21 protein-coding genes and 1 riboswitch are annotated in these 22,088 nt (G+C 62.8%); of the genes, 7 read left to right on the top strand and 14 right to left on the bottom strand.

Annotated features, from left to right (window positions below; genetic code table 11):
* The first annotated feature begins 19 nt into the window (after positions 1-19).
* Complete coding sequence (locus ACN0S5_RS01315; protein WP_417205241.1) at positions 20-637, top strand: nucleotidyltransferase family protein; 618 nt, start codon at positions 20-22, stop codon at positions 635-637.
* Positions 638-678: 41 nt separating this feature from the next.
* Here the strand turns inward: ACN0S5_RS01315 and ACN0S5_RS01310 are convergent, their stop codons facing one another.
* Together ACN0S5_RS01310 and ACN0S5_RS01305 are read right to left on the bottom strand one after the other, a co-directional pair.
* Positions 679-1,068: a response regulator gene (locus ACN0S5_RS01310; RefSeq protein WP_417205240.1), complete on the bottom strand. Its 390-nt coding sequence runs from the start codon at positions 1,066-1,068 to the stop codon at positions 679-681.
* 205 nt (positions 1,069-1,273) lie between these two features.
* Positions 1,274-4,234: a Hint domain-containing protein gene (locus tag ACN0S5_RS01305; RefSeq protein WP_417205238.1), complete on the bottom strand. Its 2,961-nt coding sequence runs from the start codon at positions 4,232-4,234 to the stop codon at positions 1,274-1,276.
* 829 nt (positions 4,235-5,063) lie between these two features.
* Here ACN0S5_RS01305 and ACN0S5_RS01300 point away from each other — a divergent pair.
* The 3 genes from ACN0S5_RS01300 (at position 5,064) to ACN0S5_RS01290 (ending at position 8,985) form a co-directional block, all read left to right on the top strand.
* Positions 5,064-6,059, top strand: coding sequence for a GSCFA domain-containing protein (locus ACN0S5_RS01300; protein WP_417205237.1), 996 nt, complete (start codon positions 5,064-5,066; stop codon positions 6,057-6,059).
* A complete protein-coding gene (locus ACN0S5_RS01295) occupies positions 6,056-6,868 on the top strand; it encodes a hypothetical protein (protein WP_417205236.1) in 813 nt (270 codons plus the stop codon). Before ACN0S5_RS01300 ends, ACN0S5_RS01295 begins: the two co-directional genes overlap by 4 nt.
* 77 nt (positions 6,869-6,945) lie before the next feature.
* Entirely contained in the window at positions 6,946-8,985 is a 2,040-nt protein-coding gene (locus ACN0S5_RS01290) for a DUF4214 domain-containing protein (protein ID WP_417205234.1), read from the top strand.
* A gap of 30 nt (positions 8,986-9,015) precedes the next feature.
* On the opposite strand, the gene ACN0S5_RS01285 is transcribed toward ACN0S5_RS01290, so the two are convergent.
* The 6 genes from ACN0S5_RS01285 to ACN0S5_RS01260 form a co-directional block, all read right to left on the bottom strand.
* Entirely contained in the window at positions 9,016-9,465 is a 450-nt protein-coding gene (locus ACN0S5_RS01285) for a hypothetical protein (RefSeq protein WP_417205232.1), read from the bottom strand.
* Complete coding sequence (locus ACN0S5_RS01280; protein WP_417205230.1) at positions 9,455-9,844, bottom strand: carboxymuconolactone decarboxylase family protein; 390 nt, start codon at positions 9,842-9,844, stop codon at positions 9,455-9,457. The genes ACN0S5_RS01285 and ACN0S5_RS01280 overlap by 11 nt, the downstream gene beginning before the upstream one ends.
* 5 nt (positions 9,845-9,849) lie before the next feature.
* On the bottom strand, positions 9,850-11,100 hold the full coding sequence (locus ACN0S5_RS01275; protein WP_417205228.1) for an agmatinase family protein: 1,251 nt from the start codon (positions 11,098-11,100) through the stop codon (positions 9,850-9,852).
* Positions 11,081-11,851 (bottom strand): ATP-binding cassette domain-containing protein, encoded by a 771-nt coding sequence (locus tag ACN0S5_RS01270; protein WP_417205226.1) that lies wholly within the window; start codon positions 11,849-11,851, stop codon positions 11,081-11,083. The genes ACN0S5_RS01275 and ACN0S5_RS01270 overlap by 20 nt, the downstream gene beginning before the upstream one ends.
* Positions 11,848-12,660 carry an ABC transporter permease gene (locus ACN0S5_RS01265; RefSeq protein WP_417205224.1) on the bottom strand — a complete coding sequence of 271 codons (813 nt, stop codon included), beginning with the start codon at positions 12,658-12,660 and terminating at the stop codon, positions 11,848-11,850. The genes ACN0S5_RS01270 and ACN0S5_RS01265 overlap by 4 nt, the downstream gene beginning before the upstream one ends.
* A gap of 95 nt (positions 12,661-12,755) precedes the next feature.
* Positions 12,756-13,814 (bottom strand): putative urea ABC transporter substrate-binding protein, encoded by a 1,059-nt coding sequence (locus ACN0S5_RS01260; protein ID WP_417205222.1) that lies wholly within the window; start codon positions 13,812-13,814, stop codon positions 12,756-12,758.
* Positions 13,815-13,905: 91 nt separating this feature from the next.
* Positions 13,906-14,020: riboswitch (guanidine-I (ykkC/yxkD leader) on the bottom strand.
* Between the two features lie 160 nt (positions 14,021-14,180).
* Here ACN0S5_RS01260 and ACN0S5_RS01255 point away from each other — a divergent pair.
* The gene (locus ACN0S5_RS01255; protein ID WP_417205220.1) at positions 14,181-14,963 is read left to right on the top strand and encodes an MBL fold metallo-hydrolase; all 783 of its coding nucleotides are present in this window, start codon (positions 14,181-14,183) and stop codon (positions 14,961-14,963) included.
* Between the two features lie 12 nt (positions 14,964-14,975).
* Here the strand turns inward: ACN0S5_RS01255 and ACN0S5_RS01250 are convergent, their stop codons facing one another.
* The 6 genes from ACN0S5_RS01250 to ACN0S5_RS01225 are packed head-to-tail and all read right to left on the bottom strand — an operon-like array spanning position 14,976 to position 20,279.
* A complete protein-coding gene (locus ACN0S5_RS01250) occupies positions 14,976-15,728 on the bottom strand; it encodes a hypothetical protein (RefSeq protein WP_417205218.1) in 753 nt (250 codons plus the stop codon).
* Entirely contained in the window at positions 15,725-16,339 is a 615-nt protein-coding gene (locus ACN0S5_RS01245) for a cysteine hydrolase family protein (RefSeq protein ID WP_417205216.1), read from the bottom strand. The genes ACN0S5_RS01250 and ACN0S5_RS01245 overlap by 4 nt, the downstream gene beginning before the upstream one ends.
* Positions 16,340-16,351: 12 nt before the next feature.
* Complete coding sequence (locus ACN0S5_RS01240; protein WP_417205214.1) at positions 16,352-17,149, bottom strand: ABC transporter permease; 798 nt, start codon at positions 17,147-17,149, stop codon at positions 16,352-16,354.
* Positions 17,149-18,126, bottom strand: coding sequence for an ABC transporter permease (locus ACN0S5_RS01235; protein WP_417205212.1), 978 nt, complete (start codon positions 18,124-18,126; stop codon positions 17,149-17,151). The genes ACN0S5_RS01240 and ACN0S5_RS01235 overlap by 1 nt, the downstream gene beginning before the upstream one ends.
* Complete coding sequence (locus ACN0S5_RS01230; RefSeq protein ID WP_417205210.1) at positions 18,123-19,199, bottom strand: ABC transporter ATP-binding protein; 1,077 nt, start codon at positions 19,197-19,199, stop codon at positions 18,123-18,125. The genes ACN0S5_RS01235 and ACN0S5_RS01230 overlap by 4 nt, the downstream gene beginning before the upstream one ends.
* Before the next feature lie 6 nt (positions 19,200-19,205).
* Positions 19,206-20,279: an ABC transporter substrate-binding protein gene (locus ACN0S5_RS01225; RefSeq protein ID WP_417205208.1), complete on the bottom strand. Its 1,074-nt coding sequence runs from the start codon at positions 20,277-20,279 to the stop codon at positions 19,206-19,208.
* Between the two features lie 252 nt (positions 20,280-20,531).
* Between ACN0S5_RS01225 and ACN0S5_RS01220 the strand changes: the two genes are divergently transcribed.
* The gene (locus tag ACN0S5_RS01220) at positions 20,532-21,611 is read left to right on the top strand and encodes an isopenicillin N synthase family dioxygenase (protein WP_417205206.1); all 1,080 of its coding nucleotides are present in this window, start codon (positions 20,532-20,534) and stop codon (positions 21,609-21,611) included.
* A gap of 18 nt (positions 21,612-21,629) precedes the next feature.
* Positions 21,630-22,085, top strand: a complete 456-nt coding sequence (locus ACN0S5_RS01215; protein ID WP_417205204.1) for a hypothetical protein — start codon at positions 21,630-21,632, stop codon at positions 22,083-22,085.
* Positions 22,086-22,088 lie beyond the last annotated feature (3 nt).

The following is a 22,088-nucleotide window of genomic DNA, read 5'->3' as shown; positions in this document are numbered from 1 at the left end:
CTGTGTTAGTGTCTGCCACATGCATGATATCGCGATTCTCATCCCCGCCGCAGGCGCGTCCTCTCGGATGCGTGGACGTGACAAACTGACCGAAAATGTGGACGGCGTGCCGCTTTTGCGGCGGCAGGCCCTTCGCGCCAAGGCAACGGGGGCGCATGTGGCCGTCACCTTGCCCGATTGGAACCATCCGCGAGCCGAAGCCTTGCAAGGGCTGCCGGTGCAGGTGATCGAGGTGCCGGACTCAGATCAGGGCATGTCCGCATCCATTCGCCGTGGTGTGGGGTTCTTGCCGCGCGGGCCAAAGGCCCTGGTCATCCTGCCCGGAGACATGCCAGAGATTGAAACCGAGGATATTCAAAGGCTTATCCAAAGTTATCAATCCATGCCCTTTCCCATGTTGCAACAGGCCACCGCCGAGGATGGCACACCCGGCCATCCGGTGCTGTTTCCCGAGGATTGTTTCATGGCGCTACAGACCCTGACCGGGGATCAGGGCGCGCGAGATATACTGCGGATGAATGCCCACCGGTTGCGCTATGTCGCGCTGCCCGGTCGTCGTGCCCTGACCGATCTGGACACACCAGAGGCGTGGCTTGCCTGGCGCGCGGCCAATGACGACACCTGTCTGACGGGATAAACTGCGTCAAATCAGAACGTTTTAGTTTTCGGCGGACGCCATCAATGGACGACCCTGACGTGCTTTTGCACCACGCGACGCACGGCGGGGCCCACAAATTCACGTTTTGACCATACCTCACAGACATTGGCGGCCTGCGCCTTGGCGTACATGAACGGTGAGGGGAAATCGCTGACAATGATCACCGGCACGGTGCGCAGTTTCTTGTCGGTGCTCATCTCGGACAGGAAATCCACGCCCATGCCATCCGGCAAGGCATTGTCAAGAAAGAGAATCGAGACATTCTTTTCCCGCAGCCGTGCGCGTGCCTCACCCAGATTGCGGGCGACAATCAGCGGCATCTCCGGGCAATATTTGGCCATCACCCGCCGCATCATGCGTCTGTCGAATTCCACATCGTCGACGATCAAGCAGACCTGATCCACTGACATTTCCACTACCTTGAGGACACGTTCTGCCCACCCTCGCAGATGGTCCTTTACAATCTGTAAACCTCTCAATTTTCAGGAAAATCACAACAATCTGGAGACGCAAAAAACGGGGCGGCACAGGGCCGCCCCGTCTTGGTGTTTTCCATTCCGGGCGCGAGGGTCGCGGCGCCGGAACGGGCTGCATATACCGTTCCGGGAAACCCGGTTATTTCGTCAACAGCGCGGCTTCGTGCTTTTTCAAAGAGCGACGGGCCGAGGCATAAGCCTTGAGGCCTTCCGCGTGCTCCAGCTCGGGGAAAAGTTCGAGGATCTCCTGACGCTGCGCGTTGCCGATGCCCTTGAGGCTGTAGTCGCCGGGTTGAAAGCTTTCGGTCCAGGCACCGTTCGACAGGATCACCTCATGGCCTTCGAACATCACATGGATGTAGGCGACACCATTGGCCTCGACCTCATCGACGCCGTCCAGACCGGTCAGGTGCTTGGCCGCAACCAGAACTTCACGCTCTTCAAAGTAAAGCGCGGTCTTGTCGTTGGCCACCAGAACGCGGTGGTTGGGCGACACCAGCATGTCATGCTCAGGCAGGTTGTTGCCCAAGGCCCCCTGCTGGATCAGGATCGGCTTGAAGTGCGGCTTGCGCGCCAGATCAAAGCCGGTCAGATCCTTGCGGCCGACCCATTTGATCTCTTGGATGCCGTTGTCACGGGTGATCACCCGGTCGCCAACTGCCAGATCCTCGACCAGACGTTCGCCCTGCGGCGTTGCGATCAGCGTGCCGGGCGTAAAGCAGGGCACGATTTCCTCGATCTCGAAGAAGTCCATGGTGCCGGTGACATTGCCCGAGCCATCAAGGAACTCGATGGTGCCGTCCAGACCGTTGCCGTTGCTGTCCGCCACGGTGTTGACCGCGCGCCAGTCGACGCCCTCGGCCCCGACACCGGACAGATCGAGGATGTCGTAGTCCTGGTTCGGCGGATCCTCGGGGTTCACCTGATCGACAAACCCGCCAGAGCCACCGTCAACGGTGTCGCCGATGCCATCTGCCGCGCTGTCGACGATGATGACATCCCGGTCAGAGCCGCCCTCGATGCTGTCATCGCCAGCACCACCATTCAGCGTGTCGTTGCCCTGACCCCCCATCAGCACGTCATCGTCGTTGCCACCCATCAGGATGTCGTCGTCGATGCCGCCGTCCAGCGTGTCGTTGCCGGATCCGCCCTGTAGCGTGTCGTCGTCATCGCCGCCGATCAGCAAGTCGTTGCCGAGGAAGCCCTGCAATAGATCGCGGTCGTTCTCTGTGTTCGGGTCGATGTCGTCGGTCAGTTCCAGAGCGGCGATGTTGGAGCCGTCCAGCGTATCGTTGCCCTGCCCGCCATCCAGCGTGTCCGATCCGTGACCACCAATCAGCGAGTCGTCACCCTGACCGCCCATGATCAGGTCATCGTCGATGCCGCCGTCCAGCGTGTCATTCTCGCCGCCGCCGTCGATGGTGTCGGCATCGTCACCGGTGGCGATATAGTCGGCGCCCCGGTTGCCTTCGACGTAGTCGCGGCCATCTTCGGTGTTCGGGTCAGCGGTGAAGCCGAGATCGTTCAGCAGCGTTCCCGGTGCAAACGACGGATCGTCGCCTTCGTAATCCGAGAAGGTATTAGTGCCCGCGATGATCGTGTCGTCGCCTGCTCCGCCGTAGATCGTGTCGGCACCTTGCACATCAAACAACGAGTCATCGCCGCCGCCCAGTTCGACATAGTCGTTGTCGATGCCCGGATTCACGGTGTCGTTGCCGCCTCCGGCCAGGATGGTATCGGCGTCATCGCCGGTCTCGATCAGGTCGGCGCCCGAAGTGCCGACGATACTGTCGATATCGTCCAGCGGATCGGGGTCCTGGTCCAGCCCGTCCAGCGGATCAAGCGGCTGGTCGCCCGGTGCAACCGGGAAGACATCGGTGTCGATGCGCGGCTCGGCATCATCAGAGATGGTGACGGTGATAACACCGGTGTCGCTGCCGCCATCGGGATCAGCCAACTGATAGGTAAAGGTGTCGGTCCCGGTAAAGCCCGCGTCCGGCGTATAATCCACCGTCCCGTCGGCGTTCAGAACCGCCGTGCCGTTGGTCGGCTGGGTGATGCTGGCCACGGTCAGCAGAGCGTTGTCGCCATCCGGATCATCATCGTTGGCCAGCGGCGTGATTGTGACAGTGGTGCCCTCGTCCGTTTCCGCCGAGTCGTCAAAGGCCGTGGGCGGGATGTTGGGATCGTCCGTCACGGTAAAGGTTATCGTCGCCGTATCGCTCGATGTGCCATCGGTGACGGTATAGCTGATCGTATCGGTGCCGGTGAAGCCCGCATTCGGCGTATAGGTCACAGTGCCGTCACCGTTCAGCACGGCCGTGCCGTTGGACGCGGGCGTGATGCCGGTCACAGTCAGCGGATCGTTTTCCGGATCGGTGTCGTTGGCGGTCGGGTCCAGCGTCACAGGTGTGCCCACGGTGGTGGTTTCCGTGTCGTCGATCGCGTCCGGTCCGCCGTTGCCCACATCCACGGTCGAGAATTCGATGTCCGAGATGGTCACGCCCTGCTGGCTGACCGCGCCGTTGGCGTATTCGATCTGGATGCTGGCAACAGGACCCGGAATGTCCACAAGGACAGAGGTCGTTGCGCTGTCGAACCCGGTTTCGGGCGTGCCTGTCAGATCGCCGCCCGCATTGGTGACGCCGGAGCCAAGGCTCAGCGTGACCGGCAGCGGATTGCCTGCGGGGTCAAACGCGGTGACGTTGACGATGTCCTGAAAGCCACCGCCCGCCTCGGCGAAATCGCCGCCTGCGCCGGTGTCGATATCGTTGATACGGAACGACACATTTTGCGCCGCGTCCGAATACAATGAGGTGTTGGTGGCGCGAAAGTCGAGCACGGTTGTCGACGTGTCTCCTGCCGCACCGGTGCCTTCACCGAAAAGCTTGAGGAACGACTGGTTCGAAAACGTTTCGCCCGGCGCAACGTAGCCCGGCGCGTTGAAGGTGAAGGCGCTGCTGCCCGCGCTCAACCCATCAAACGAAATATCAACGGCAACACCGCCCGCATCCACGGTTGCGGAAACCCCGCCGTCTTCATCCGTCAGGTTGGTGCCAAACGGACCCAATGCACCCCATTCCAAGACCAAATCAGCCATAGTACGACCCTCTTTCACTCCAAATGGGGGCATGCCCCGTGCGCAGTAGCGCCGACAATGCGCGCAGCACCGCCCAATTCATTACGTGCTCGCCACGTTGCATCGATACGAAGTGATCGCGGTGCTCCCTGCCCGCGTCAAATCACGAACAAAGATGCCTATGCGGCACGGACGGATTCTCCATCCTCGCTTCACTTCGCATCGCAAGATGCGAGCGGTTCAGCGGCCGCCCCCGTGGCCAGCAGACTTCACCCCCCAGTTGGGCTTGGAGAAATTATTAAGGCGCGGCCCCCATTCCGAGAAGGAGAAAATTGTACGGACCGGGGCAAATCCGCCTTTTCCTCGCCAAGTTTCGGAGATTTTGCCATCAATTTGCCGCTGTTTGTTTGTGCAACATTTTCCAATTTGGAAACGTCCGGACACAACATTATGAATATTCTCGCGATATAACTACAAAATACAGCCACTCAAAAACGGCACCCATGCTCACTGTCCTCGATTCACGAACAATGGCCGGACCCGCGTTTTCCTGAGTGCCAATGCCTTCTTGTCGCCACAATTCGACCTGCACTGTCCTTCTGGACGCACCAATCCCGCAACCCCTGCGCGATTGGTCAATTCCGGCACCAAACACAGAGCGCGAATTTCGAATCATTCGAAGAAAATTCCCGCCTTTGCGCCGCACCCCGGCGCGTCGCGGTCCGCCACAGCAATTCTGCGAAATTGCCTTAGTTCGGTGCCCCATCTGACCTATCGTGCCCCCATGCCCTACTCTGACCTGCCCCCATCGGCTTTCTGGAAGCCATGCCGGGACCACCCGGACTTTCACTTGGATGCGATATACGCCCCCAAGGTCGCGCTGCGCCCCGGTCTGCGGATCGCCACGGCGGGCAGTTGCTTTGCCCAGAACATCGCCACATATGTCCGCGCGTCGCCTCTGACACTGGTCGAGGCGGAACCGGCCCCGGCCCTGATGCCGCAAGAAGTTGCGCGGCGGCACGGCTATGGCCTGTTTTCGGCGCGCTACGGCAATATCTATACCGCGCGCCAGCTTCGTCAGTTGCTGGAGGATGCCGAGACTGCGGCCCTGCACGATGAGGCGCTGTGGCGGCGCGGCGATACATGGATCGACGCCCTGCGCCCCAATATCGAGCCCGAGGGGTTCACCAGCGAGGCCGAACTGTGCGCCTTTCGCCGCGATCACCTGCGCCGGGTCCGCGCCATGTTCGCCGAGACGGATGTCTTTGTTTTCACCCTTGGACTGACCGAATGCTGGGCGGACCGACAGACTGGACGGGTCTTTCCAACCGCTCCGGGCGTTTTGGGCGGACATTTCGACCCCAACCTGCATTTTTTCGTCAACCAGAGCTTTGCCGAGGTCCACGAGGATCTGACAGAGGCCATCGCCCGGATGCGCCGATGGAATCCCGACCTCAAGGTGCTGTTGACCGTCTCCCCCGTGCCGTTAACGGCCACCGCCAGCGGCAATCACATCCTGTCGGCCACGACCTATTCCAAATCGGTCCTGCGCGCCGTGGCTGGCGAGGTGGCGGCGCTGGACCCGGACATCGACTATGTGCCGTCTTATGAAATCATCACCGCCCCCCCGTTCGGCGCGCGGTTCTACAATGACAATCTGCGCACCGTAACGGCTATGGGCGTGGCGACGGTCATGTCGGTCTTTTTCGGCGCGCACCCGGAACTGGGCGGAGTGCCCCGGCCAGACGGGCTGATCACCGCCCCGCAAACCGAGCCGTCACCGCAGGAAGAGATCTGCGAAGAGGCCCTGTTAGAGGCCTTCGCAACGCAGGAGAGCGCCCGTTGAAACTCTGCCTGATCGGCGACTCGCACGCCGCGATGTTGATTGCCGCGCACCGGCAGGACCCGGCGGATGAGGGTCTGACGGTCTTTGCCAAACCCGGACTGTCGGACGAGGATATCAGGCTGGAGGGGCCCCTGCTGCATGCGGCGTCCAATGACATGCGCGACAGAGCCGCGCGGATGGGAACACCCGACACCTTGAACCTCGCAGAGTTCGACGCGGTGGTCGTCGCCGGGCTGGCCCCCTCCGCCTTTGCTGCCGTTCGGCTGCAACAGGGGCACAGCGTCTCTGGCTGGCCATCCGGGGCAAAGGCCGTGGCACAGGCGTTGAGCGACGCGCCCCCGGCAAGGGCCCGGCCTCTGATGACACGCGCGGCCTATCTGGCGGCGCTGACATCCCTTTGTGAAACCTCTTTGTCCGCCCGCATCGCACGGGCCGCGCCCGGCCCTGTCGCCGTGATCCCGCAACCCTTTCCCTCGGACGCATTGCAGGATCAGGACGGCACCTATCCGATCATCCGTCGGCTGTTGCGCCAGCGCGATGGCGCGGCATTGGCCGCAGATCTGATCGCGGCGCATCGCGCAGGGTTTGCCCCGCTGCCACGCACCACCTACCTGCCGCAACCCGCCGACACCCTGTCCCATGGTTGCCTGACACTGGCGGCCTTCATGCGTGGCGGGCCACGGCTTTCGGGTGGGTCCGGACAGGACGGGGACGACGTGCTGCATGGCAACGCGGCACTGGGCGCGCGCCTGTTGACCGATTTGCGGACCACCTTGCGCCGACCCGCACAAACCGCCTCAAATCCTTAACACTCGTGCAGAAACTCCAAAGGCTGCGTTAAGGGCCGCTTGCCAATTTCCCCTCCGTGGGAATTTGGAGGTGAGCCGTGGGAACCCCCATTATCGTGCTGGCCGGGCAGAGCAATGCTGGCCGGATCGCTGGTGAAGTCGAGGATGCGCTGGACGCAACCTATGGTGCGGGCAATTACGTATTGGTGCGCGCCTATTCGTCGGGCGCACCGCTGACCAGCGCGCGCACCGGCAAGACCGACTGGGAAACGCCCGGAGAAATGCGCGCCGTCATCGTCAATGAGACCGTGAGCGCCCTGCGTGACACCCCCGACGGCTACGTCGCCGGGGTGATCTGGGTGCAGGGTGAGGGCGACACCGATACCTCTGGCACGCCCGCCGACTACGCGCCGGACTTTCATGCCCTGATGGCGGAGTTCCGCGCGGAGGTTGCCTCGGAGATGGGCAACCGGGCCACCGGGGTCGAGGACGCGCCCATCGTCATCTCGGGTCTGTCCGACAATGCCCCCGCCGCGTCCGAGCGCCAGCACTGGAACGCGATACAGGCCGAGCTGATCGAACTGGGCGCCGACACCCCCGGCATCGTCACCGTGCAGCCGGACGCGGTCCTGAGCGCCGCGGGCCTCACGCCCGCGCAGATGTTCGCCGACGGGCTGCATTATTCGGACGCCGCCAGCGTCGCGCTGGCCGACCGGCTGGTCGCGGTTCTGGTCGATCAGGAAACGCAGGACAGCGGCGGCGGTCCACAAAACGGCGGTGGCACCGCGGGAACCCAAGGCACCAGCGGCGCGGATCGGCTTGTGGGCACCAGTGGCGACGATGTCTTTACCGTAAACCACAGCGGCGACACCATCGTCGAGGCCGACAACGCCGGAACCGACCTTGTGCGCGCCTCTGTTTCTTTTGCGCTGCGCGACTACGGCATGGCACTGGAAAACCTCACCCTGCTGGGCAATGCCGACCTGAGCGGCACCGGCAACGGCGCGGACAACGTGCTGACAGGCAACAGCGGCAACAACGCCCTGAACGGGGCATGGGGCAATGACGTCCTCTATGGGATGGCGGGCAATGACACCCTGCAAGACACCAAGGGCACCGACACGCTGATCGGCGGCACCGGCGATGACGTCTATTTCGTGGATGACGCGAACGACGTGGTGATCGAATACCGGGGTCAGGGACACGACCTGATCAACTCGTCGGTGTCCTACCGGCTCTGGGCCGACGCGCCAGAGGTCGAGGATTTGATCCTCACCGGCAGCGGCAATATCGACGGTGCGGGCAACGGCTATGACAACCACATCGTCGGCAATTCCGGGGCCAACCTGCTGGACGGTGCGCGTGGGCGCGATCTGCTGGAGGGCGGCGGCGGGGCCGACACCCTGATCGGCCAGAGCGGCGCGGATACGCTGCTGGGTCAGGGCGGCAATGACGTGCTGTATGGCGACGGCTTGGACGGTGCCTCGACCACCTATGCCGGGCAGGCCTTTCGCCTCTATCAGGCCACCCTTGCGCGGGCACCCGACGCCAATGGCTATGGCTTCTGGACCGAACAACTGGCCGACGGGGCCAATTACTTCAACGTCATCACCGGCTTTGTCCAAAGCCCCGAGTTTCAGGCCACTTATGGGTCGCTCTCGGACGATGCCTTTATCGAGATGCTGTATAACAACGTGCTGGACCGCGCCTCTGACGCAAACGGCAAGGCGGTCTGGCAGGCGTACCTTGACGACGGGGCCACGCGGGAATTTGTTGTCTCACACTTCGCCGAAAGCCCCGAGTTCCGCCGCATGATGGGAGAGGATCTAGAGGCCTGGACCCGCGCGCTTGGCCCTGACGACGTGCTGGACCCCGGTGCCGGGGATTCCACGCTTGCGGGAGGCGACCTGTCCGACAGCTTTGTCTTCAGACCATCGTCAGACGGCACCCATGTCATCACCGACTTCGAGGAATGGGATGTTCTGGACCTTGTGGCCTTTGGCTATGCGGACACCAGCGCCGCCCGGTCGGAATTCTACCAACAGGGCGACGATCTGATCTTTGACGATGAAGGCGTGACCATCGTGTTGCAGAACATGACCATGGATGCGCTCAGCGATCAGGCGCTGGCAATCTGACCTCACGGTCAAGTCACGGGGCGGGGACGGTCAACCGCCCTGCCCGTCCATCCGGTCCTTCAGGAACTGGCGAATGTCCAACAGCGATTTCTCATCCATAGAGACATAGACCAGCGCCATGTTCACCCGCTCGCGCACCATCTCGCCGGGAAACGGCAGATAGCTGAGTTCGCGCGACCCGAACGACGGTGAGGCGGTGCCGACCTGCCATTCGGTCTTTAACTCCACATCGACCAGTTTCAGCGCCGTGTCGCTGCCGGCGCCGGGCCTTTCGAACGGCACGCCCGCCAGCCGCAGATAAGACGCCTTGTCGGCGGCCTGCACAAAGCCGTCGATGAACTGCGTCGCCAGCACCTGCACTTCCGCCGCCCTGTCCTCTGGCTTGAGATGACTGTGGAGGTGGTCGTGGTCGTGCGGGTGGTTGTGGTCGTGCGGGTGATGATGATGGCCGATGTGGCCGTTCACGATGTCATGGGGCATCGGCTGCCTCCTCTTGTTCAAAGACCGTCAGGGCGGTGTTCAGCGCATTGATCGCGGCGGGAAACCCGCCATAGAGCGACATCTGCCAGATCGCCTCGGCGATCTCTTCGCGGCTCAGACCGGCCTTGCGACCAACGGCAATGTTCACCGCCAATTGCGGCGCGGTCTGGCCGCCAAGCGCCGTCAGCGCCGCGATGGTGGCCAGATAGCGGTCGCGCAGCGGCAGGCCGGGGCGCGCGTATTGCTGGCCATAGGCATAGTCCACAACGCTTTGCGCCATCCCCGGCACGAGGTGGCCATAGCGCCGTTCCAGCGCCGCCTCCATGCCGGGGTTCAATGCCTCGACCAACTGGCGCCCGGTTTCGAGTGTGTCGGACATCGCCCTTACCTCTGGGTCCGGCCGTGCCAGCGCTTGCCCTCGAAATCGCCATGCGGGATGGCGACGGGTTTGTCGATATGCCGGGTGTGTTTGCCCAAATTGCCGCTGGCGACAAGGCTGCCCAGCACATCCACAATGACCCGTGTCCCCATCAGCGCCGTGATGTCAGAGGTGTCATAGGGCGGCGAAACCTCGACCAGTTCCATGCCGCAGATCCCCTCTGCCGCGACCTTGGACGCCAGCGCCAAGGCCTCACGCGGCAGGAAACCACCCGGTTCCGGCCAGCCGGTGCCGGGGACAAAGCCGCAATCGATGCTGTCGATGTCAAAGGACATATAGACCATGTCGACCCCGTCCCAGGCCATCTCCAGCGCCATCTCGGAGGTCTTGTCGATGCCCATCTTTTCCATGTCGCCCATGGTGATGATGTTGGTCTCGCGCTCGCGCGCGACCTTGACCGCCTCCCGCGGCACCTGCCAACCGCCGATACCCACCTGCACAAGGTTCTTGGCCGGGACATTGGGCAACAGGGTGGAATGGAACCACGGCGTCGTGTGCATCCGCTCATCCAGATCCTTTTCCTGAATGTCCGCGTGGCGGTCAAAATGGACGATGCCGATCTTTTTCGAGGTACATTCCGCGATCCCCCGCACGCAGGGAAAGCCGATGGAATGGTCGCCGCCGATCATCACCGGCAGGGAGCCAGAGCTGAACACATGGCTCACGGCGCGGCTGATCTGGTCAAAGGATTTCTCAAGGTTCGCCGGGATGGTGAACACATCGCCCGCGTCACACAGCGTCATCTGCTCGCGCAGGTCCACCCCCAGTTCATAGTTGTACGGCGTGTACAGCGCGCTGATCTTGCGCAGGCCCTGCGGGCCAAACCGCGTGCCGGGGCGGTAGGTGGTGCCGCCGTCAAAGGGTATGCCAAGGATCGTGGCGTCGTAGTCGCCGACCTCTGTCACGTCCTCGGCATAGGGGGCCTTGAGGAAGGTATTGATGCCCGCAAAATGCGGCAGTTCCCCGCGCGCGAAGGTGGGGATCGACTTGTCCTCGATGCTGTCGGCCCCGGTCAGACCCATGCGCAGCGCCCAGCGGCGCTCTTCGTCCCAGCGGCCTTCGGGCAGGTCCGCCTCGGACTTCATCGATTTCCAGCCCTGTAGCTTTGTCAGGTCCGGGTGGTGGTGGCGGCGGTCGGAACCGCGCAGGTCCGCCGGGTGGTGCGAGGGTCGCCGATCAGCGGGCGTGCAAAACATGGGTGCGCTCCTTTAGAGTCTGGAAGGGGATGCCATCGTCGCGGGCATCGAAATCATAGGTGATGGTGGCGGCGTTCTTTTCGGGGTTGTCCGTGTCCCAGACCGGCTTGTCGAAGGCCCAGACGCGGTCCCCCAACTTGAACGCCTCCCCCAGATCATGGGTGATCATGAAGATGGTCATGCCGCTTTCGTCCCGCAGTTCCTGCAAGAAGTCGTGCATGACGATCTTGGTGCCGGGGTCCAGCGCGCCAAAGGGTTCGTCCAGCAGCAGGATCTTGGGATTGCCCGCCAGCGCCTGCGCGATGGCCAGCCGTTGCAGCATCCCGCCCGACAGGTCGGCGGGGTATTGGTGGGCGACATGTTCCAGCCCGATGCGCGCCAGCGTGGCGCGCGCCTTGTCGCGTTCCTCTGCCCGATCCGCCCGGCTGAGCCGCCCCCAGAACGACGACCGAAAGGCACGCGGCGCGATCAGGTTGTCGATCACGGTCTGGTGCGGCAGCACCGAATACCGCTGAAAAACGATGCCATGGTCGCGCCCCGGCTCGCGCGCCATCGGCGCGCCGTCAATGCGGATGTCACCCCGCGTCGGCTGTTCCTGCGCCAAGAGCAGCCGCAAAAAGGTGGTCTTGCCGCAGCCCGAGGCACCGACGATGGATACGAACTGCCCCTTGGGGACGCTGACGTTGATGTTCTCGATGATGGTGCGTTTGCCGTAAACCTTGGAGACGCCCTTGACCTCGACATAGCTCATAGCGCCTCTCCATCCCAAGGGAAGGCACGTTTGGCCAACATCCGCAGACCCAGATCCAGCAGGTAGGCCAGCAAGGTGATCCAGACGACGTAGGTCAGGATCACGTCCATCGCGAGATACCGCCGCACAAGGAAGATGCGATAGCCCAACCCTTGATCCGAGGCGATGGCCTCTGCCGCGATCAGGAACAACCATGCAGGCCCTAGCGACAGCCGCACCGCGGCAATCAGGCGGGGCAGCACCTGCGGCAGGACCACATGCAGCCCGATGGCCATGGAACTGGCCCCCAGAGTCTGCGCCTTGACGAATTGTTCGCGCGGCAGGTCGATCACCCGCTGGCTCATGTCCCGCATGAGGAAGGGGGTAATGCCGATGACGATCAGCGCCACCTTGGACACCTCCCCCAAGCCCAGCAGGATAAAGAGGATCGGCAGGATCGCCAGCGGCGGTACCATGGAGACCACGGCCACGAAAGGCGCAAAACTCTTGCGCAGATAGGGCAGCATCCCGATGCCAATCCCGGCGATCAGGGCCGCCGATGAGGCGATCAGCACCCCCAGCCCAAGACGGCGCAGGCTGGCAAACGTGTCTGCCCAGAACAGGATGTCTCCGGACCGGCGGTCAGGTTCCGTCAACAACCGCTCCGCCGTCGACAGGATCGTGGTCGGCGCGGGCAGCAGTTTGTCCTGCGGGTTCACCGCCAGCCGCATTTCCGAGCCGATCATGTAGACGATCAGCACAGCGACAAAAGGCAGGGCCGCCAGCGCCGTGGCCAAGACGGCTCCCGGTTTTCGGTTGATCCAGCGCATGATAACCCTCGCAGGCAGAGGCCCCGGATCAGGTCCGGGGCGCGGTGGTCAGGGGGGATAGCGACCCGCTCCGGAACGGGCGGGCCGCAGGGAGGTTACAGTGCGCCGTCCGCCGCCATCTGCATGTAGGTGGTGTCAAAGCGGAACCTGACGTTCGCCGGATCGCCGGTGGTGCTGCCATCCGGGTAGGACACACCCACGAAATCGGCGCTTGGCGCGCCTTCACCCAAGATCCCCTTGTCGAACAGGAACCCGGCCACGTTGACCATTGTCGTGGGCAGGTCCGCGCCTTTGGTGAAGGCCACTGCCTCTGTCGGATCAAAGAACATCTCTGTCGAGTCCAGCTGCGCCTTGTAGCCTGCCAGATCGGTGCCAGAGGCCTCTGCCATCGCGGTCAGCACCTCTTCGTCACCCGCCGCCATCAGGCCCATGACCTCAAACCACGCGCCAACCATGGCTTTGCCAAAATCCGGGTTGGCCGCCAGCGTGTCGGTGTTGACCACCATCAGGTCGATGATCTCACCGGGGATGTCGGAACTGTCGAACAGCTTTTCGGCACCCGGCTCTTCGAGGATGGTGGAGACCAGCGGGTTCCAAGTCACCACCGCCTCGACATCCGGAGTGGTAAAGGCGGCGATCATGTCCGCGTCCGACGTGTTCAGCACCCCGCCCAGATCACGCTCCTGAAGGCCGACGCTGTCCAGCGCCCGCGCCAGCAGGTAATGCGACACGGACAGTTCCACCAGATTGACCGGCTTGCCCGCCAGATCGGCCAAATCACCATCACCCTTGATGATCACCGCGTCATTGCCGTTGGAAAAGTCGCCGACGATCAGCGCGGTGGTGTCCACGCCGCCGCCTGCCGGGATCGACAGGGTGTCCATGTTGGTCGCCGACACGCCGTCAAACGCCCCAGCGGTGTACTGATTGATCGACTCGACGTAATCGTTGATCTGCACGATCTCGACGGTGATGCCGTATTTCTCGGCCCATTTGTCCATGATCCCGGACTCGTCCAGATAGCCCCAAGGCATCCACCCTACGTAGATGGACCATGCGACACGAAAGTCGGTTTTTTCCTGAGCTGTGGCGGGTGCGGCCGCCGCCAGCGCCAGCGCCGCGCAGGCGGCCACGAAATGGCGTCTTGCAAACATGGGTGTCCCCTCATGCAACGTTCCGCCTTTGATTGCTGATCGAGGCACCGAGGCGGAACTTGAGAGATCGGTGAAACCCCAACGCGCAGTGCTCTCCCGGGATTTTGTCCCGCCGTGTACCGGCAGGGAATTTGCCCCGTCGGTGGCATCTCTTGGACCAGACCCTCTGGGAGGAGAGGAGAGGCGGAACCCTAGACACCCTGCTGTCCCCAGCATCGGTTGCCGGGCCATTTAGTCACGCGCGTTGCCTTCCGGACTGGAGGTACATGTCGCGTTCGCACAAAATACAGGCTCAATCGCGGGTCATTGGTGTGAAATGCAGCAGCGGACATTGCGCACGGCCCGCCCCCGCGCAACTGTCGGGCCATGACATATCCCATCGCCTCGCCGTGGTACGGCACGCAGCAGATCGACAGCCGCATCTGGTGCCTGACGGAACCGCATGTGCACCCGATCTTTTCCGCCAACATCTTTCTGGTTCTGGGATCAGAGGCCGATATGGTCGTGGACAGCGGCATGGGGATCGCGCCTCTCAGGCCCGTGGTGGACGCCCTGCGCCCCGATCCGGGCAAACCGTTGATCCTGTTCACCACCCATTGCCATGTTGACCACATCGGCGCGGCCCATGAGTTCGATACACGACTGGTGCATCCGCTGGAGGCGGATGAGCTGGCACACCCCGCGCCCTACAGCCTAAACACCGCCGGAATTTCGGATCGGTTTCGCAAGCTGTTTCTGGACGCGGGCTATCCGCCGCTCTGGCCGCAACTGATCAACGCGCTGCCCCATGAGGGGTATGACCCTGCCGCCTACACCCTCAAAGGCGCGCCTGCGACGCGCACGGTCGAGGATGGCGCTATTGTGGATCTGGGGGACTGGCAGGCAGAGGTTCTGCATCTGCCCGGCCATGCGCCCGGACAGGTCGGGCTGTGGCACGGCGACAGCGGCACCCTGTTCGGGGCCGATGCGATCTATGACGGGCCGCTGATCTACGACGGGCCGGGCATGGATGTCGCCGCCTATGCCGCGACGCTGCGACGGATCAGGGCGCTGCCGGTCCAGCGTGTTCTGGGCGGACATGACCCCGCCTTTGGCCGTGACCGCTGTCATCAGATCGTCGATCACTACCTGACGCTGTGGAACGCCTGAACCCCGCCGGGTTCAGGCCGCGTCGAACCGTGCCATCGTCGGCTGCGTCAACGGCACGTCGCGGGTTTGCCCCAGAAAATCCACCGCATGCCAGACCAGCGCGCCGTCCCCTGCGCAACTGAGCACCGGCTGTCCTTCGATCAGCGGATTGGTGCATAATTCGGCTACCCCGCAGGTCCCGTCCCAGCGCCCGAAGGCAAAGACGTGTCGCAACTGCTCTTGCAGCGCCCATGTCCGCTGCCCCGCTTCCAGTGCTGCGATGGTATTGCGTGAGTTTTCCGCCGTGGGCTGACCGACACCAAACACAAACCTCTGCCCGACCGACACGATAAAGGCATGGGCGGACCCGGCCATCAGGTGCATGGCACTGGCGGGCTGATCCGCCCGCCGGTTCCACAGTTCGGCATATTCGCCGTAGACCCCGGTTTCCATCAGCTGATCCGCCTTGTTGAATTCCAGCAGACCGCTGTCCTCTTCTTCCGGCCGACCGTGCCAGTTGATCTCACGGTGCCAGGTACAGACGTCATTGCGCAACGCGACGGTCCCGGCAAACCCTTCCGCCCGCAAGAGCCCCATCAGCGCCGCGTCCGGCAGATCCGCCAGCGCGGTCGCGCCGCGCACATCCGGTCTGTTGGGCGGAATGCGGATATCCGCATAGAGCGATCCGCATTGCATCCAGTGCACGGTTGTTTCGCAATCGTTGAACGATGGAGATTTCAGCCATGCCCGATGCCAGTGCCCCTGAATGTCCCCCGACGTGATCATTCCGCCGCCATCCTTTGTTTGCCCATCGCGCCGATGATCTCATCGGCGCTCAGAACGGCCCCTTCCTGAAGATATTCCATCGCGTTCAATGAGGCCTGATGCGCTTCGGGCGAGGTGCCACCGACGCAATCCGCCACCACCCGGCAATAATAGTCGCTTTGGTGCCCGTCGGCGAAACTGTAATGCACGCAGACATCCGTCATCCCGCCGACAAAGATCAGCGTCTCGGCCTTCAGGCCACGCAGGAGGATTTCCATCTCGGTCCCGAAAAAGCAGGAATAGCGCCGCTTGGGGACAAAATAATCGCCGGGCTTGCGGCCCATTTCCTCAAAGGCGACGGGCGTTCCCGGATCGCCCTCCATGCAGTGAATATCCTCTGATCCGTCCAGTTCGCGGCCATAGTCGATCATGTCGCGGCGGTGGATTTCCTGGACAAAGATGACCGGAATGCCGTTGTCATGCGCGGCGTCCACAACACTGCGGGCGCGCATCATGTTCTCGGCATAGCCGGGCATATGGGGAATGCCGCCTTCGGAGGCCATGAAGGCGGATTTCTGAATGTCGATCACCAGCAGAACGGTGTTGCCGACAAGAGTGGGTTGACGGGCCATGGTGTATCTCCTTCAGGTTCGGGATTGATCCGCGCCCATCAGGCGCGGCAGGTCGCCCCAGCGGGCGACAGCGGAAAACACAAGGACGGAGACGGCGATAAAGGTAATCGCCGCCACCGCCATCGTCGGCGTGTAGCCGTTTCTCAGCGAGTTAAAGATTTGCAGCGTCACGGTGGCATAGCCGGAGGCAGAGACAAAGAACATCACGATGAATTCGTTGAACGACAGCACCAGCACAAAGAAGAATCCGGAGATCGTATAAGGGATCGTCTGCGGCAGGATCACGGTGCGGAAGGTGACGGAGTCAGTCGCGCCCATCGTCGCGGCGGCGTCCAGATGCGCCCGGTCGATGCTTTGCAATCCGATCGAGATCGTCACCATCGGCAGCGCCATCAGCAGCACCGCATGGCTGACCACCCCGGCCCAGAGCGCGCCCAATCCGCCAAAAAAGCTCCAGAAGAACCCAAGGCCGACGCCAAAGACGATGGGCGGCACCGCAAAGGGCATCGACCCCAGCGCCGCAAGTGTCCGCGACAGTTTCGACCCCGTGGACCACAACAGATAGGCCAGCGGCCAGGCCAGCAGCACCGCAAGGCTGGCCGCGCCAAGCGCCACGATGACCGAATTTCCCAGTGCCTGCGTCCAGACCGGTTCAGAGACAAAGAACTCGCCAAAGCGCGCCAGCGTCGGCTCACGCGGGGGAAAGAACATGCTGCGCCCGCCGTTCAGCGCCGCGCCGCAGACCACCGCGATGGGCAGCGCCAGCAACAGCGCGCAACATGCCATGTAGAGGCCACCGATGATCCGCATCACCGCGCCTCCGCCCATGTGTTGATCCGGTGGCCAAGGGCCAGACAGACCCCCGCCGAGATCAGCAGGATCACCGCCTGCGTCGCCCCGAAGGGCGCGTTCAGACTGGCACCGCGAATGTTGGTATAGATCGCCACGGCGGTCGAATGCTGCGCGGGCGCGGCAAAGACCGTGACGGCAACGTAGGTCCCCAACAGGAACACAAACAGCAGCAGCGTCGTGCCAAACAACGGTAGTCGGATTGCCGGCAGGATCACGGTGCGCGCCACACACCACGCCCCGGCCCCCATGGTGCGCGCGGCCTCTGTTTGAGAACGGTCAAGCCGCGACAGCGCCGGATACAGCAGGATCACCGCGTAGGGCCAGACGAGGTAGCTCATGGTCAGGATGGTGGCGAACTGCGAGGTCTTGAACTTGACGTTGCGCGGGTTCGCCAGCCCCCAGTCGCGCAGCACCTGAAACCATCCACTGTCTTTCAGCCATTGGGTCAGTCCGGTGGATTTGAACAGCGCCGGCAGGCCAGAGTTGTTGGACAACAGGATGTCCCAGCCCATGACGATGAACACCTCGGACAGCGACAGGGACGACAGGATGAACACCAGCCACGCGGCCTGCGCCCCGCGCGACAGCCGCGTCAGCAACACTGTGAAGGGCAGCGCCGTCAGCACCGCCAGCAAGGACGCGATAACCGCGTACCAGAACGAAAAGCCAAGCTGTTGCAGATAGAGGAACGTCACCTCATCGGGCCAGAGCGCGCCGACAAAGAACCGCTGGTAGTTGGCAAGCGTAAAGTCCCAGACCCATGCCGCGCCTTCGATCTTGCGGCCAAAACTGATGGCGATGACCAGTACAAAGGGCACCACACAGAGCGTGACAATCACCGCCGTCAGCGCCCAGCTCAGCAGCCGGACACCGGACAGACGGGGCGTCGCGCGCGCCTCTGCGGGCTCTGTCTGGATATGCTCCGCGACGGTCATTCGGCGGCCATCGCTGGCATGTCGCGCGCCGTGGTGTCCGGAAAGATGTGCAACGACTCCGGCGGCAGGCGCACCTCTGTGGTGTCGCCGATTTGCAGGGTCTTGCCGTTCTCACCCAGCGCGTATTCCACCATCATCCGGCCCAGGACGGTCTCAAGATGATATTCCCGGACCGGGCCAAGGTCGCGCACAAATGTCACCTTCGCCGGCAACCGGTTTGCGCCAGGTTCCTCGTCCAGACAGGCGCGCTCGGGCCGGATCGCCACGCGCACCGGTGAGCCGCCAACAAAACGCGGCTCTGCCGTCAGATGCGTGGCCCCGATGCGGACGCCGCCCGGTTCTGTCACCCCGTCAAAGAAATTCGCCTTGCCGATGAAATCCGCGACAAAGGCGTTTTCGGGCTTGTGATAGATGTCCTGCGGCGGTCCCACCTGTTCCACACGCCCGTCGGACATCACCACGATGCTGTCGGCCATGGTCATGGCCTCACGCTGGTCATGGGTGACGACAATGGTGGTGATGCCAAGCCGCTGTTGCAGCAGGCGCAGTTCCACCTGCATCTCTTCGCGCAGCTTGGCGTCCAGCGCCGACATCGGTTCATCCAGCAAAAAGACCTCGGGTTCCTGCGCCAGAGCACGGGCAATCGCAACCCGCTGGCGCTGTCCACCCGACAGTTGGCCGATGCGGCGGTCGCCAAAGGCGGACAGTTGCACAAGGTCCAACAGCTTGCCCGCGCGCTCTGCGGCCTCGGCCCTGGACACCCCGGAAATGTGCAATGAATAGGCCACGTTGTCCCGCACCGTGAGGTGCGGGAACAGCGCGAAACTCTGGAACACCATGCCGAACTTGCGTTTGTGCGCGGGCAGATCGGTGATGTTGCGATCCCCCAGCAGGATCGCTCCGCCAGAGGGCGCCTCCAGCCCGGCGATCATCCGCAGAAGCGTGGTCTTGCCACAGCCCGACGGACCCAGCAGCGCGGTCAATTCTCCCTCGGCAAACCTCAGGTTCACCAGATCGACGGCACGGGTGCCGCCGAAGCTTTTGGAGATGCTCTTGAGCACAAGGCCCGACATGTCCGGTTATGCCCCGGCCAGCATCTTGTCCCAGCTTTCCTTGATAAAGGTTTCCTTATCCAGATAGGCCTCATAGGCCGGTTTGATCGCGGGCGTTCCCGAGACAAAGGCAAATTCCTCATCCGTCAAGTCGGTCTTGGATTTGTCGACCAGCGGCGCGGTGCCGATCTTGCGGCTCATGATCGCCTGTGTGGCCGGGTCGGAAGAGAAGTTGATGAACTCCGACGCCTCATCCGCCTTGTCTGAAAGCGAGGACAGGCACCACGAGCCATAGTCCTGCGGGTTGCCCTCCTTGGGGAAGATCGGCTTGATCGGGAAACCGTCCAGCGCCATCAGGTTTGCCACGTCAAGGTAATACTGCCCGCCGATGACGTCGCCGTTTTTCATCGACTGTTCCATCTGGCTTTCCGCCGACCACCAGAGCGCCACGTTGGGTTTGATCTCTGCCGCCTTTTCGATGATCGCCAGAATGCCGTCGTCGGTGGCAAAGGTCGCCTCACCGTCAAAGAAGGTCGCCGCAACGATGTCGAGGAACTGCGAATTGTAGTTGCGCGACAGGCCCAGCGAGGACTCGTAGGTCGCGCTGTCCCAGAATTCTACCCAGCTTTCGGGGGCCTCCACTTCGCCCGGATTGATGACCATGGCGGTGAACCAAGACATCGCGCCCACGCCCAGCGGCCCCTCTGTGGCCTCGAACACGAAATAGGGGTCCAGATTGGAAGCCGCCGGGATCGCCTTCAGGTTCAGCGGCTTGAGCAGACCACCAATGCGGCTGGCCTTGATCAGCGTATCGCGCGCATATAGCGACAGGTCCGCAGGCACGCTGCCCGCCGCCGTCGCCTGCTGCATCGTCACCAGCCAATCGGTCGAATTGGGCTGTGTCACGGACTCTACGGTGATACCCGTCGCCTCGGTGAAGGCGGGATAGACGAACTCTTTAAAGCTGTTTTCAAAGTATCCGCCATAGGAGCCGATCTTCAGGCTGCGGCTTTGCGCGATCAGCGGCGAGCCCAGCACGCTGGAGGCGGCAAGGCTGGCCGCGCCGGTCTTGAGCAGGGTCCGTCTGTTCAGTTTGGTCATGGTCATGTTCCTGTTTCTCGGCCATCCGCGGTCCCGGACCGGAGCACCGTGGCGACGGCCCGTGATGTCCTCATGAACGCGCCGCCGCGCCTGATCGGTCAAAGGAACTGACCGCAAAAGGACCACCCGCCCATAAAACTGATCCCTTTTTGTGCAACCGCTCCGGGCCGATGCGCTTTCTTAATCGCGGCGGATACCGCAGCCGGTTTTCCGGGCCAGCCTGACCTCAGACAAGCGACTCGGAGAGGTTACATGGCGCGCGCATCCATATCGGACGATCAAAAGGCCCTGACGGTTGAGGACGCCACCCTGCCGGTGGTGGACCTGTCGGGCCTCTTTACCGGGGACGCGGCGGACAAGGCCCGCGTCGCCGCAGAACTGGGCGACGCGGCGCGTACCTCGGGGTTTTTCTACATCAACGGCCACGGCATTTCGCAGGCGTTGATCGACGCGGTTTTCGCGGCGTCCAAGGCGTTCCACGAAAAGCCGCGCAGCTACAAGATGAGGTATTGGTCAGGCTTCACCACGCATCACCGCGGCTATGTGCCGTTTGAGGAAAACGGTGCGGATTTCCCCAAGTCGATCAACTTCAACGAAGCGTGGGACATGTCATATGAGGCCCCCGCCGATCACCCGGACCATCTGGCACAATGGCGCATGACCGGGCCGAACATCTGGCCCGATATCCCCGGCTGGAAAGCGACGGTTGGCGGCTACTACGATCAGGCCTTTGATCTTGGCCTGCGCCTGCTGGACGCGCTGGCGCTAGAACTGGGCGTCGACCCCGAGGAACTGACCCGCCACATCACCTATCCGACCTCGCAGTTGCGCCTGCTGCGCTACATCCCCAATGCCATGCCCGCCACCAAGGACCTGGTCGGCATCGCCGCGCATTCGGATTTCGAATGTTTCACCATCCTGATGACCGGCGCGCCGGGGTTGCAGGTGATGAACGCCGATGACGTCTGGATCGAGGCCCCGCCGATTCCGGGCTGTTTCGTGGTCAACATCGGCGACATCTTCGAGACGTGGTCCGGCGGGCAGTTCAAATCCACCCAGCACCGCGTCGTCAACCTTGGGACCGAACGATATTCTGTCCCGCTGTTCTTTGGTCTGGACTATCATGCGGTGGTAGAACCGCTGGAAAAGTTCCGCACGCCGGAGGTGATCGAAAAGTACCCCGCCATGAAAGCCGGGGACCATCTGATGCGCATGTCGGTCAATGCCTTTCGCTATATGGCGGACGCGCGTGCCAAGGGGGACCTGGTGCCGGACTACGAGGTGCCAGAGGAAAGCCCCTTTAAACGGGAGGCGAAACAGCCCGACCCTTAGTCAAGGAAAGAGCCAGATATGAGACTGCGCAGCCATCCCGATTTCGACAGCGATCCCCTGCCCCGCAGCGCGTCGCTGCCGGGCTTTGCCCTGACGCCGCTGACCCCCGCCGAGGTCGATGAGGATTTTGCCGCCGTCACCGGCGCGGCCCATGTGCTGAAGAACACCTTCGGTCCCTGGCCCGAGGGTCTGACGCTGACGGAAAACCTGTATGATCTGGCCTGGCACGACCGTGAGTTCGCGGCGGCCCGGTCTTTTTCATGGATCGTGCGCGACAAGGCAGGCCTCTATATCGGCTGCGCCTATCTCTTTCCCGAGATGGGGCGGCGCGGGGCGGCCAACGGGTTTGTCTGGCTCATCGACATGGCGGACCGCGTGGCGCTGTTGGACCAGCTACAGGCTGAATTGACCGACTGGTTTGCGGCGACCTTGCCGCATCCCGTCGCGGTGACATGGCACCGGCCCTCTGTCTGACCC

It is taken from the genome of Antarctobacter sp., from assembly GCF_048262615.1.
Lineage (GTDB): Bacteria > Pseudomonadota > Alphaproteobacteria > Rhodobacterales > Rhodobacteraceae > Antarctobacter.
Note: the sequence above shows the minus strand (reverse complement) of the source record. Positions and strands in the feature narration are given on the sequence as shown.

Excerpts from the sequence above, each read along its gene's own strand:
- ACN0S5_RS01255 (WP_417205220.1), top strand. The coding sequence starts at position 14,181 with ATGACATATCCCATCGCCTCGCCGTGGTACGGCACGCAGCAGATCGAC.
- ACN0S5_RS01260 (WP_417205222.1), bottom strand. The coding sequence starts at position 13,814 with ATGTTTGCAAGACGCCATTTCGTGGCCGCCTGCGCGGCGCTGGCGCTG.
- ACN0S5_RS01215 (WP_417205204.1), top strand. The coding sequence starts at position 21,630 with ATGAGACTGCGCAGCCATCCCGATTTCGACAGCGATCCCCTGCCCCGC.
- ACN0S5_RS01225 (WP_417205208.1), bottom strand. The coding sequence starts at position 20,279 with ATGACCAAACTGAACAGACGGACCCTGCTCAAGACCGGCGCGGCCAGC.
- ACN0S5_RS01305 (WP_417205238.1), bottom strand. The coding sequence starts at position 4,234 with ATGGCTGATTTGGTCTTGGAATGGGGTGCATTGGGTCCGTTTGGCACC.
- ACN0S5_RS01315 (WP_417205241.1), top strand. The coding sequence starts at position 20 with ATGCATGATATCGCGATTCTCATCCCCGCCGCAGGCGCGTCCTCTCGG.
- ACN0S5_RS01230 (WP_417205210.1), bottom strand. The coding sequence starts at position 19,199 with ATGTCGGGCCTTGTGCTCAAGAGCATCTCCAAAAGCTTCGGCGGCACC.
- ACN0S5_RS01250 (WP_417205218.1), bottom strand. The coding sequence starts at position 15,728 with ATGATCACGTCGGGGGACATTCAGGGGCACTGGCATCGGGCATGGCTG.
- ACN0S5_RS01280 (WP_417205230.1), bottom strand. The coding sequence starts at position 9,844 with ATGTCCGACACACTCGAAACCGGGCGCCAGTTGGTCGAGGCATTGAAC.
- ACN0S5_RS01265 (WP_417205224.1), bottom strand. The coding sequence starts at position 12,660 with ATGCGCTGGATCAACCGAAAACCGGGAGCCGTCTTGGCCACGGCGCTG.
- ACN0S5_RS01285 (WP_417205232.1), bottom strand. The coding sequence starts at position 9,465 with ATGCCCCATGACATCGTGAACGGCCACATCGGCCATCATCATCACCCG.
- ACN0S5_RS01220 (WP_417205206.1), top strand. The coding sequence starts at position 20,532 with ATGGCGCGCGCATCCATATCGGACGATCAAAAGGCCCTGACGGTTGAG.
- ACN0S5_RS01235 (WP_417205212.1), bottom strand. The coding sequence starts at position 18,126 with ATGACCGTCGCGGAGCATATCCAGACAGAGCCCGCAGAGGCGCGCGCG.
- ACN0S5_RS01240 (WP_417205214.1), bottom strand. The coding sequence starts at position 17,149 with ATGCGGATCATCGGTGGCCTCTACATGGCATGTTGCGCGCTGTTGCTG.
- ACN0S5_RS01245 (WP_417205216.1), bottom strand. The coding sequence starts at position 16,339 with ATGGCCCGTCAACCCACTCTTGTCGGCAACACCGTTCTGCTGGTGATC.
- ACN0S5_RS01310 (WP_417205240.1), bottom strand. The coding sequence starts at position 1,068 with ATGTCAGTGGATCAGGTCTGCTTGATCGTCGACGATGTGGAATTCGAC.
- ACN0S5_RS01275 (WP_417205228.1), bottom strand. The coding sequence starts at position 11,100 with ATGTTTTGCACGCCCGCTGATCGGCGACCCTCGCACCACCCGGCGGAC.
- ACN0S5_RS01270 (WP_417205226.1), bottom strand. The coding sequence starts at position 11,851 with ATGAGCTATGTCGAGGTCAAGGGCGTCTCCAAGGTTTACGGCAAACGC.